The organism is Paenibacillus sp. FSL R7-0313 (assembly GCF_037969885.1).
Lineage (GTDB): Bacteria > Bacillota > Bacilli > Paenibacillales > Paenibacillaceae > Paenibacillus.
Window position 1 is genome coordinate 4295872 of the sequence record NZ_CP150219.1, and the last position, 12275, is coordinate 4308146.

9 protein-coding genes are annotated in these 12275 nt (G+C 33.7%); all 9 read right to left on the minus strand.

Annotation, left to right across the window (positions count from 1 at the left end):
* Positions 1 to 321: 321 nt before the first annotated feature.
* The gene (gene xerS / locus NSQ38_RS18915; protein WP_083679516.1) at positions 322 to 1395 is read right to left on the minus strand and encodes a tyrosine recombinase XerS; all 1074 of its coding nucleotides are present in this window, start codon (positions 1393 to 1395) and stop codon (positions 322 to 324) included.
* Between the two features lie 133 nt (positions 1396 to 1528).
* On the minus strand, positions 1529 to 2731 hold the full coding sequence (locus NSQ38_RS18920; protein ID WP_339783455.1) for an MBL fold metallo-hydrolase: 1203 nt from the start codon (positions 2729 to 2731) through the stop codon (positions 1529 to 1531).
* A gap of 122 nt (positions 2732 to 2853) precedes the next feature.
* Positions 2854 to 2979, minus strand: a complete 126-nt coding sequence (locus NSQ38_RS18925) for a hypothetical protein (RefSeq protein WP_339783456.1) — start codon at positions 2977 to 2979, stop codon at positions 2854 to 2856.
* A gap of 1143 nt (positions 2980 to 4122) precedes the next feature.
* A complete protein-coding gene (locus tag NSQ38_RS18930) occupies positions 4123 to 6354 on the minus strand; it encodes a hypothetical protein (protein WP_339783458.1) in 2232 nt (743 codons plus the stop codon).
* A gap of 655 nt (positions 6355 to 7009) precedes the next feature.
* Positions 7010 to 7411, minus strand: a complete 402-nt coding sequence (locus NSQ38_RS18935; RefSeq protein ID WP_339783460.1) for a hypothetical protein — start codon at positions 7409 to 7411, stop codon at positions 7010 to 7012.
* A gap of 482 nt (positions 7412 to 7893) precedes the next feature.
* Positions 7894 to 8952 carry a hypothetical protein gene (locus NSQ38_RS18940; RefSeq protein WP_339783462.1) on the minus strand — a complete coding sequence of 353 codons (1059 nt, stop codon included), beginning with the start codon at positions 8950 to 8952 and terminating at the stop codon, positions 7894 to 7896.
* Positions 8953 to 9194: 242 nt separating this feature from the next.
* Positions 9195 to 10943, minus strand: a complete 1749-nt coding sequence (locus NSQ38_RS18945) for a DUF2326 domain-containing protein (protein ID WP_339783464.1) — start codon at positions 10941 to 10943, stop codon at positions 9195 to 9197.
* Positions 10924 to 11187, minus strand: coding sequence for an ABC-three component system middle component 6 (locus tag NSQ38_RS18950; protein WP_339783466.1), 264 nt, complete (start codon positions 11185 to 11187; stop codon positions 10924 to 10926). The genes NSQ38_RS18945 and NSQ38_RS18950 overlap by 20 nt, the downstream gene beginning before the upstream one ends.
* 100 nt (positions 11188 to 11287) lie before the next feature.
* Positions 11288 to 12190 (minus strand): ABC-three component system protein, encoded by a 903-nt coding sequence (locus NSQ38_RS18955; protein WP_339783468.1) that lies wholly within the window; start codon positions 12188 to 12190, stop codon positions 11288 to 11290.
* Positions 12191 to 12275: the final 85 nt, after the last annotated feature.

Consider the following 12275-nt stretch of genomic DNA (forward strand, 5'->3'; position numbering starts at 1 on the left):
TGGCTGTACAGGTAAAAATCACTGTGCAGCTTTTAAATCACTAGTACTGTTTCACAAAACTCGTATTTTGTACATATGTATATAGATCGAGAGACTGCAGGTACTGGCTTAACCCTGCAGTCTCTTATGTACATTGACACAAAGTTCCCTACCAAATTGACACAAAGTACCCTACTTTCATGCATTTATGTCCTTTGTCTTTAATTAACGGAGCAAATTTGGCACCTGGTAGGCAACTTTATGATGTCATTCTCCAGTCTGGTAGGTAACTTTGTGTCAATTTTCCAGTCTGGTAGGCAACTTTATGTCACTCCCTCCGGATTATTTATCCATGTTATTTACAGCGCTTCTCATTTGATCATCTGTTAAGTGAGTATAAATCATTGTAGTTTGTATTGAAGAATGTCCTAGTTGATTCTTTAATTTTGGGACATCATTATTCTCAATATGATAACGTGTGGCAAATGAATGCCTCAAAGAATGAACCGTCAAAGCCGGCTTTCCAAAGGCTGTTGCATATTTCTCAACAAGTTTTTCTATAGAACGTTGTGTTAAACGTCTATTTTTACCTTTGCGTCCTACAGGTGCTGCAATAAACAAAAATCTTTCATTTTTTTCTGGGGTATATCTTGTTTCCCTTATCTGCAGGTAATTCTCAATATCTAGGGATGCTTGGCTGCTAAAGTAAACATATTGCTCTTTTCCCCCTTTTCGGACTACTCTTACTGATGATTTCGTCAGATCTAAATCCTCAAGATTGATTCCGGAAACTTCTGATAATCTAAGTCCTGATCCTAAGATTAATGAAATTATTGCCGTATCTCGTTCACGATTAAACTGATGGAAATGAATGATACGTTTGTTTGTTTTGTTTAATTCGCCAAAATCGTATGCTACAAACACTCTGAAAGCTTCAAAATCATTTTCTCTCAGTATTTTTCCTTCCATACGATTCGCGATCGTTTCCTGACTTTCTTTTACTGCATTTAAGTCCATTTTAGCCATAACATTTCGTTGTATATAAGGCTTTAAATCAATTGTTTCGGCTTTATTCTGTAAGTAATCAAATAAGGACTTAAGAGAAGAAAGCTTACGGTTTATTGTTAGCTTATTATTCCCAAGTTGATACTCCAAAAAAGACAAAAAGCTTTCTGTTTCACGTATCGTTAATGTTTCTAGCGTGGATAATTCAATTTCTGTTCTTTTTTGAACTGTGGTAAAGTTCTCTGTAATCAGCCAATCAAAAAAGATTATATAATCGTGGCAGTAATTAAGAAGTGTTGAGGCAGAGAGCTTACGCTTCTTACTGTCAATAAATTCAGTAACATACCAAGGTAATTCACTCAATTTATCGTCAATTCGACCCATAAGGTGTAATTTAGCTTGTTTATCCAAAAACAACCACCCCCAAATGAATATAACTTTTGAGTAATTATTCGTCAAATTATTATTTTACGTAATTATATGATTTCTGATTTAAGAATCTCGGATTTTTATGTTTAACCAAAAATATAGCAATTACCTAATTTCATTTGGATGTGCATTTACATCCGTCTCTTCTTTTCTTAGCCTTGATTCGTTTCCATTCTCGTTTAATCGATTTGAATTCTATATGCTCATTTTCGCATTTCGTACAATATCTCTTAGTTCCGCCTTTTATCTCCAAAATATCTCTCAAATACCAACTATCCAAAGCTGCTTTGCTGTGATAACTCTTAATCCATTTTGTCCTATCAATTCGGTGAGATTCAATTTTAGATTTTATTTTATCAAAAGCATCTTTATTATTTTTAGAGCCGTGATGTGGAACTGTGATTATCATACCTCTCTTAAACTTCGCCTTGTCTACTTCTTTTCCCTCCAAATAAGAATCAGCGGTAAGCAGGATAGGAGGAGTTTTTTTGTTTTTCCAATTAGTACTGAATACTAGACAACGCTGGTTCGTTACAGACTTTCTGGATTGGGACACCAATTGCAATAAAAATTCAGTAGAACTTTTAAACCTTTTCATGCGAAGAACCTCTTTAGAGTTTAACGCAATCAGAGGATCTTCTTTATGTATTATTAGAGGAGCATCTTTTCGGTACTCAAACCAACGGATTTGAATGCCTTTCTCTAATGCTATAGTTGCAATTTTAACTATATTCTTATAATGACCAATAGTTTCGCTTATCCAGGTTGCCGCATCCTTAGATAAATCTGAAAAGCTTAAATTAGATATCTCAAGTTCCATGAGTACTACCTTACTATACCTTTCTAGGTTTGAAAATTCAGCAAGGTCAAATTCATCAAAAGAGTGAATCTCTTCTTTCATGGTCTCTATTTGACATGTGAGATATTCTCCAAAATATTTTTTTCTAAATACACTCTCCCGTTCCATATCCTCAAAAACTTGTAATAACGAGATTAACTTCTGGAAGGTATCAGTAATATCAGGTGCATCTTTATTAAATAGGTATCCATATAGATAACCCCATTCAGCCGGAAGCCACACCTCGTCACAATTATATTCACTCAAAAATGTACGTATTCCCCTACTATGATCGCTATCTTGATGTGTACAAACAACTACATTCACTTTGTCACGTCTTACTACTTTCGTAAAATGATTAGCTAGTTCTCCTCCTTCACCCCCATCAACGAGAATTGTCTTCCTACGCTTATTTACTATAGTTTCGATATAAAAGGATTCCCCGTTGTTCTTAAATTTAAAAGCGATAAATCTAGGCACTAGACATCAACCTTTCCTGAGTGAAATACCATTATAATATTCGTCATCTCCCACTAAGTCTCCTTCTTCTTATATACTGCCAGCACGTAACCAGCAGGGTCTTCGTCATTTCTGATTTTTATCTACTTGTCGGGATAACCTTTGCCGGCTTCCGGATTGCTCACGGTCCCGAGGACAACAAGTACAACCAGGACTCCGTAAACGGCAGGCATGATTCCTTCATTCTGGTAGAATAGGTTACTGTTCACCCCTTTTGCAATAATATTTTATACATTTGGTTGTAAAATTGGTTGTAAAAGCGTCTCATCAATTACCTCTATCTATTAAGGACGAACAATCATCCGCAAAATTCGAAATATTTTTCTTTGATTTGAAAACTTGCCGTTAAGGTCTTTCTCTATCTACAGCTGTAGATTGAACAAGGATTACCCAAAATAGAAAAAGGAAATTTGTCCTCTTCCCGGTTGTCCTTTGGGCGGCCTTTTCTGGTGTGGCACCTACCGTCATCTTGGAGTCGACAGGACACTACCATCACGCCGTTATTCAGTTCCTACAGGAGCACAGTATTTCGTTTTTGGTCGTTAATTCTCTTGTTTCACATCAGGCTAAAAATTTAAGTTTACGCAAAGTGAAAACTGACATGGTCGATACCCATCGATTATGTGAACTGTATACAAAGAGGATTTTGAAGATTATAGACAACAAGGAACTAAGAAATTTAACACGTCAATTTGTCGCGCTTACGCAAATGTATGTACAGATAAAACTGCAGTTTCAGGCTGTGGTGGGTCAAGTTTTCCCGGATTACAGAGGCATCTCTGGTGATCTCTAGTCAAGTGTTTCCTTGCTGCTCCTTAAACAGTTTCAAACATCTAGTGCTTTTGAATCTACGGGTGAGGACAATATCGCCTAACTATTGCTTGTCTGTGTCCAGGTCGTTCTGATCGTTGGGCTAACGATAAAGCAAGGCTTGTTATAGTAGCTGCAGCAAACAACCCTTTTCAAAAATTCAGCTATAGCAGTCATTTGATTAGCTTGGAGTTGTACATCGATTTACTTCTTCAGTTTTTGTCTCTCGACAGTTGTTTCCAAAAAGAACGAAGAAGAAGAAAATTAGTATGAATTCTTTTCTCTGTTTATGTGAACTAGGTCATTGTATATCCAGTTCGTTGCGATCAATCCTAGAATTAAGCTGACTCTCCGTAGTTTAATGTAATCTACTAAATGAGTGTTCTCCTTCTTTTGATGAATAAAAAAAGAGAAACTAAGTATACAGGTTCCGCATACCTAGTTTCTCTTAAATTTTATTCTTTTTTTAAGCTGTGGCTCCTCCGTTTTTTTTGGTTAAAGCGAAATGTGAAAATTCTAAATACAATAATTTAGTATTAATTTTAAGCAGGTTTATCTTCTCCTGATGCCGCAACATACTGTGATCCTAGTTCCTCTGCATATATCAAAGCCTTCACACTTGCATAAAGATCTTTAAGGTGGTGTTCAGATAAGTCAAGTATTGGTTCAAACATAAATGAGTTTAAGTGTATATTCTCAGGAGTCATTAAGTTTACCTTTTCAAGTATTTTTATTTGCTCTATCTCACTTGGAAAATCATTTTTAAATTTTCCAAACAATTTACCTGTCTGATTACTTCTAATTTCTGAAACAAAGGTAGGATTACTAATTCGCTGAATCATGTAGCGTTCTGCATTAATTCTTGTTGCAATCGATAAAACAACTTTATTCTCCAAATTTAAGCCTACCTCATCTTGTTCAGCATAGATCTCTTCAGCAACCTCAAAAATTAAATCAAAAAAAAGTTTATCAGAATCAACTATTTCAAATGTGCTCATATCTTTAAAAATTTCTTTATAAGAATTTTCGATATCTCTTAATCGAAGGTGTAGAGAATTATTTTTCCAATGCAACATTGAGGTTAAAACATTGAAATTATTTGTATCTCCTACATGTTCTGCTATGTTTCTTGCGAAAGAGATCGACGCTATTAACTTAGCATTGTTGGTATTTAAATCCCTCTTCCAGTTAGCAAATGGATTGCTTATATATTTATATCCTGGATTTATTAGATCAATTGAATCAATCTTTTTGACAGCCATACAAGAGTGAGTAAACTTATTAGTGTTTATTCTATCCTGTACTGTTCTGTAAAAATCAAAGTTATGAGTTAATATTATGATATTGAAATTATCTGAATCAGTTAACTCTTTTAGATATTCTATAATTGCATATTTGTTCTTGTAATCAAAAGAATCTGCGATATCGTCAACTATGAGTAATGTTTTTAAATTCTGTATTCTCCGACATTCTAATTCAAATATAATGTTTAATAAGTACAATGCTCTTGTCTCACCTTGACTTAACACTGATAGTAGTAAGTCTTCACTAACGCTTTCGGAAAGTCCAGTTTGATCATTAAAGATATATTCAATGCTTGGTGCTTCATCTTTTAGGATGCTATCTGCTTTATTACTCATTTTTAGAGTGTATGGTACATGGAACCTTCGGTTAAAAATGTCAATTACGTTTTCCCATTCTGTTTTTTCTCTATTCGCTTGCTCGATAATTCTTTTCAATTCATCTTGTGACTCTTTGTATTCTTTAGTTAGATTTAGAAATAGTACAGAACATTTTTGGAAATAGGATATCCAAACAGATCTTTTCAAATTAAGGATGTTCTCCAATTCAACTAACAATTCTTGATTTTCAAATAAGTAATCTCTAAACTCCCTTAATTGAGCGTTTGATATTTTCTTATCAATGTCTTCAAATATTTTTTGGAGTTCAGTATCGGATAGTATTTTAAATTTTTCTTCATTAATCAACTTTTCCAGCTCAGCCGATGAGCCTATTTCTTGTTTGGAACCATTCATGTTTATATTTATAGTATGCTCAGCTTTGAAAAAACCATTATTCGCCAAATTTTGTTGAACAGTGTCTGCATGATAGTGATTAAATTCTTTCCGCAAGAACATTGAGTTTTTTATTAAGTCATTATATTTCTCTATGTATTTCTTTATTTGATACTTAAAATCTCCAGTGGCAAGAAACTGGATAACTTTCGGGTCGAATACAATTTTATACGATATATTTGAGTACTTTTCAACTATATTCTCACCCAAAACAACATTTTCAAGACTATGGATGATTTCTATTATATTTGAATTTTGTGTTGCAAAAACACTGAGAATTTCTTCTTCTACTTTGTTAATTTTTGTTACTTTCTTCAACTCTTTCATGAGTGATGTTTTTAAGTCGTTTATTTTTTCGTGAAGTTCCACATATTTCGTTTTTAGATCTTGATTCACCAGTAGATTTGAGACACGGTTAGTTTTGAATTCTTTTTCATATGGTCTTATTACAAAAACAGACTCTTTATTGATTTCATTCCCTGAAGCATCAGTAATTTTACGCTGTGAAACACGAGTTTTATAAACTAAATCAGTTGAAATCCTATCCTTACTGTAATCATCAAAAACATTAGCGAAAGATGATTTCATCACACCATTTGGGGCATAAATTACATAAGCCGAATTAGTACTAAAATCAAAATCATGGGCTAGCTTATTTATCCCATAGCAATTGTGTATCTCGACCTTAAGACTTTCCATTTTTTAATTACCTCCATTACTCTGTTTAATTAATATTTCTACTAACAAGGAAGTATTTCCTTTAATTCATCAAATTATCTTGTATTTTAACAGCAACAGCAATCAATTTTATTCCTATACGTTTAAAGCTCTTATTAAAAGGTGCTTAGTTATTACTTTGGTTTATTTAAGATATCTAATGCCTTTTTATACTGCTCAATTTTTTAAGGGTCGTCCAGTCAGTAATTGACGTTTGATTTTGAATTGAACATATGTGAGCCTGTACGAATTACCTGGTCAATATTACAGATGAAAAGCCAGGTCCACAGTAAACCGAACTCACGATTCGCGTTACTGTGGACCTGGCTTGATACATCCGGCATAAAAAAGGTTATTTTCCTGTTCTTCCGAGACTCCCACTTTTCAGTAAGAGATTAAGTTGGATACTCGTAAGGATAAAATAAAAGTTTCCCCGTTACCTGAGTAGGATAACCCCGTTCAAGGCAAGAGAAATTCGAGTCATTCTCCATTCCGGGGCGGTATAGCCAATATGTACTCCAGAGATAGGCTTCAAGTATTCCCGACATATGTTCAATTAGCGCATTCGTGAATGATTGACTAGGGAATGTCCCCCCCATTCATCAACAATAAGGGGACGCTTTAAATCAAGTAATGATCAACGTTTAAGTGCAAAGTTCTGATATACATTTTCTCTTCTGAACGCATCGTAGCCATGAAGGCCGTAGTTTTGTTGCATGTCTTCGTTACCTTCAGGATCGAAGAGATGTTCAATTCCCTTCTTAACGAAAGAACTGGAATAAATATTTTCTCCAGTGACAATCGAAATATTACAAACTTTCCGTACTGCCCTTAATATGCGATTATAGAATGGCAACAATGTCTCTTTATCAAATTTAATAAACTGCTCGTCAAAGATCTCTTCCATGATTACGCGTTCTTCATTCGTCAAACTTTGCATGTAATTAGGATCGAAATTCGAATTCATCTCTGCAATTTTGGCAAAGGCCATACCAGACGTTTGTGGAGCAAGGCTACCCATAAAAGGTTCGTTTTCCATTCGTGCTCGATATCTTGTATCGCAGCCGTAACGGAATTAATTAATTCACTAGTATCAATCCGCTTGAGATAGTGGTTGACTTATCTAAACTATTGGCAACTGGATATGCACATAAGCCTCTACATATAAAACACCCGAATAGTGATACATCCTTTCATAATGTCGTAGCCGCAGTGGTTACATGGATAATGCTTCCAGAAAAAAAGTGTCCTGATCAGCCTTGCTTCATGAGTCAGTTTCAAATTCGTATTATTTTGAATGTTTAATCCTAGCCATCCTGAAACCCTTTAAAATATCTTAGAATTATTTGAATAGCGCTATTTGATAAGAATGTGTTAATAATCGAAGGTGGAGACACTAAACAAGGCATACTGAAGCTTGGGACAAAAATGTTGCTCTAAATGCTTAGAAAAATTTAAGTTTTTCGGTAATGTAATAGTTCCCTTTTTATGTTTGTCTAATTATATTTCACCTTATAATTTTTAAATTCCAAGCACTGCGTTATAGAATAATACAAATTCCGTATCCTGCTTTTTTAGTTCTAAGATGTCAAGCAATTGGGCTGCATATCGAGTTCGATCAGAGCGATACTTTATACTTTTCCTTAGTTTGTTATCATCAACATTGATGTCAAACCATGATTCTATGGAAGGATTTGGTATGGCTGTAATCCATTCATCGAATTCGATGCCTTGCTTCAACATATCTTTTGTCCCTACGGGATCTCCATCACCGTCTATTACGATTAGCACTTTAGAAGAAGTGAAAAATGTGTTCCTTAGTGCATTTGCCACGCGAGGAATTGTGATTTTACCCATAGCAACAATAATTTTAATTGAACGATTTGAGCCAGCATTACTCAATATTCTCTTAGAAAGAATTGCAATCACATCACGATCAGTCTGACCCTCGCACACAATTAACAGATCAGTTGAATTGACGATGATTGACTGCATGGCCGAAACTCTACCGGTTGTCGAATCAAATTCAAGTCGGTCAATCTCGATACCATGATTCTTTCCGGCTGTAACGAGTTCACCTTCAGATGGGAAATAAATCAAACCTTCTTCTGCTGCTTTACGAAGCTTTAGTTTGAGAATATTAGAAAATCCGATATTACGACTAATCGCAGCGTCCAGGTCTCGTTTATCAAATAAAATAATATTGAGAGCTTTACCTAGAACGAGTGCATCAACGGCGTCTTCTGCGTAGCCAGACATTGAGATAAAGATTCCAATTGTACCAGTTAGCTTGCCTTCGACCTTTCCTTTGAATTGATATAGGGTTGAAGCCGGAAGAGGCTCTGCATGCCATTTTGCTTCTAGAATATAAATTCGTCCATCAAGATAGATAGATCCATCTATCTGTTCACCCATCAGTCTGTAACTTGTACGTGGTTCGAGTTGCTCGAAGGAAAATATCCTATTCAAAAAACGTTCAAATTTAAAACCACGACGCCTTTTTTCAACGGCATCTGCGTCTAAAGGTAGCTTTAAAAGATTTTCGTATTCTTTCTTTATATAATCTAATTCGTTTTCCATTGTGTTGCCTCCGGTTACATTTTCATGACATAACATCGTACATTGAACTACTATCTTTTGATAATTGACTGAGTTCCTACTTGTCCTTTTAACCATCTTTACAACAAAAAAAGCCGCTAATTTAGCGACTTTCAATGGACTTAAGTTCTTGTCCTCTAATAGAACTCGCTTCGCACATAATTATGCGACGTCATAAATTACATACAGATTTCAGTTCTATACTTACTTTACTGATAGCAAGCTTAATAGTAAACACCAAATAAACATCCTGATTCGTCTGCATCAGTCAAAAGCACAGGTAAAATGGAGCTTGCTACTTCTTTTCTCACGCTATCAGGTAAATCATCAGAATTCAAAGTTACAATATACTGGAAACCTGCTTCAATTGACTTATCTTTTCCAAATCTCAAAGCTTCCGCTATTTGTCTTTCATCAACGGGATCAAAAAGCGAGCTGTCATGAATCAACATGTCCATTTTTCTATCTAAAAATTTTGACATTTGAATTAACATCATGTCAAAACAGAAAATTAACATACTATTAATTCCAGTACTATTTTGATTTCTTGATACCATCTCAATATCATATCGGCCATTTTTTGTTTGTCCTATATGTAACTGAGCTACAGAGTTATATAAACAGTTAGAGACTTCCTCAACAAGCAAGATAGCGTGCTGTTTTGTACGTGAATGCCCTTCTAATGATTTATTGATCTCAATGATTAACCTCTGCTCTTCAATTTTTAGTTTTGCAGCTTCCTCACGCATCATATTTAAGAAATCCTGTTGCTTTTGGTACATGTCTAATTTACTTACAAGCTCATTCATTTCAGATTGTAACAAGGAGTATTGATCTAGAGCACCATGAGTATTTAAAATTGTCATTTTCTTTGACTGTTCCAGAGAAAGCTCGTTTATCAATTGACTTCTTTTTATCACAATCTCATTATATTGCTCTAATTCCTCTTGTAAATATTTTTTCCGATTCTTCACTAATTGCTCATGAAACAATTTGGATTCATCATAAGTTTTTATAACAATATCAGGCAATTTAATTTCAACCTCATTGTATAATTCAAACAAATTAAAATTTTCAATATTCTTTTCACTTTTAGAAGCAATCATTAATTCTGAAATAATTTGTCTATCCATGAAGTTTTTATTGCTAAGTTCTGATATTTTTTGAGCGTAGTTATTAGCTTCAATTTCAATTTCTCTGTACTGAGGGTGCACCAAGAAATTCTCAAGATCATTCTTAGACTTGGATATTTTAGCAGTTAAAATTGTAATCTCGGTGTCTAAATTTATACCATCATTCATGATTTTGTTATAAGAGTCTGTTTCAATTGCTTTCTTGAGGTCTGTAATTTCTTTTTTCTTTTCCTCAAGTTGCTTATAGCTTATTGCTAATTTTGTGTCTAAACCTAATAGATATGATAGTGCAATTTGAGTCAGATGCACGTTTTGTGTTTTAAAATATTTCGTCGAATCTAAATATCCGCCATCTTTACTCAGTCTAGAAAAGTATGGAAACAAAGATCTGAATTTTAAATTTGATTTTATTAACTCATCTCTGGAATTTAAATTGAATAGAAATTCTCCTAAAAATTCATTCCATTCAGTTACTTTTATTTTAATATTCGAAATGCCTGATATCCCATATTTTTTCTTGAGATCACTTGTTTCTTCGCACTTTACATATACGAAATTAGACTCAGAACCTCTTCTCTTTACAATATATAAATTGTTATTCAATTCTAGATCCATTATGAAAAATTCATCTTTAAACTGTTCCATCTTAAAAACACTTTTATTAGTGCAACTACTTCCGTACAAGAAATGAATAATTTCTATAAAAGTAGTTTTACCCAGCCCATTTCGAGTATCTTTTACAGTAGATTTTTGAGTAATATCAGCTAATAAAATATTTAAACCTTCATGAAGTTCTACTGTATTAAACGTGCTTAATGTGCTATATATCTTTTTTATCATTCTTTGACCTCCACATTAAGTCATCCCCATGTTCGATTGCACCAATAATGTATAAAAAATCTATCGCTAAAATGAAGTTATCAAACTGAATTCTAATCTTACCATTTGTTTCATACTCTTGGATTTGAACATAAGATTTCCAGGCTGAGCTAACTGTATGAGGAGAATTTAATATAGAAAGTATTCTTGCACCAATTTTTATAATTGATTTATCCTCATGCAAATTTTTAGTTGGTGTTAACACTATTCTACTTCCCTCCTTTTTTACTAATGTCAAATCTTTTATAGATAAGTTTTTTTGTGTTATAAATTCTTCCAGATGGATGTAACATTCATTGTACATTTTATGCACTCACACTTTCAAAAATTGTACATTGTTCGAAAAAATACGCAAGAATCGTATGAACAGCAGCCATATATACTTGATTATCAGTCTTATGAGGATCGGTTATAAACTTAGCTAATGCACTATATATATCATCAGGTTCTAACTCCGAGTTATCTCTTAAATCCTCATAGTATTTTCGCAAAGTTTCAGAAATTTGATCTCCTAAATTTAAATCTGTCTGAAGATTTAAATAGTCTCTTACTAAAGGGGCTCTTAACAAACCGGCCTTGATAAGCCCAATAATTGGATCACTTAGCCCATTAATTAAAAGTTTATTCTCTGGGACTGGTTTCAAATCCTCATTTCCGGGGTTTGATCTTCTTGAAATAGACTTAATAACAGGTTGTATATCTTCAAATTTTAAAGTAGTATAATTTTTTTTGGATGGAACTGGACCTAGAATATCTCTAATAATGGGTTCTTCTAATGAAAAAATAATTCCTCTTATTTCACTTGGTCCCCAAAACGTAAGTGTAACAGAAGTATACTGAGTAGATAATTTCAACAACTCTTTGTTGATTTTAGGAGGTAATGAATTTTGATTATGTACAAAAGACCACTTATCAAAATATTTTTCCCAGTAATCAAGAGCCCCGGTAAAATCTTTATTTATCTTAGTTAACATTCTATTTTGGTTAAGACTTTGTGGACCATTAACAGCAAATAAATGTCGTTCACTAATTAAGTAGCCATCATTTTTCTTGTCTCCATCCTGTCCCCAGGGACGACAAGGCATAAAATTATCCTTATATTTCATCTGCATCACCTTAGAAAAGAAATCTTCAAATTCATTTTCAGTTTTTTCACGTATAATTTCTTTATACTTCATATCGTAAAAAGCCATAGACAAATCATCCATAAAATCATCCTTTCTATAATCAATACATACAAAATCATATTCTTCAAGCTGGCCATGCCTAAGTTAATAGGAAATTTACAGAACT

What these genes read in the sequence shown, in the direction of transcription:
- NSQ38_RS18930 (WP_339783458.1), bottom strand. Translation starts at nt 6,354, where the DNA reads ATGGAAAGTCTTAAGGTCGAGATACACAATTGCTATGGGATAAATAAG.
- NSQ38_RS18955 (WP_339783468.1), bottom strand. Translation starts at nt 12,190, where the DNA reads ATGGATGATTTGTCTATGGCTTTTTACGATATGAAGTATAAAGAAATT.
- NSQ38_RS18945 (WP_339783464.1), bottom strand. Translation starts at nt 10,943, where the DNA reads ATGATAAAAAAGATATATAGCACATTAAGCACGTTTAATACAGTAGAA.
- NSQ38_RS18940 (WP_339783462.1), bottom strand. Translation starts at nt 8,952, where the DNA reads ATGGAAAACGAATTAGATTATATAAAGAAAGAATACGAAAATCTTTTA.
- NSQ38_RS18935 (WP_339783460.1), bottom strand. Translation starts at nt 7,411, where the DNA reads ATGGAAAACGAACCTTTTATGGGTAGCCTTGCTCCACAAACGTCTGGT.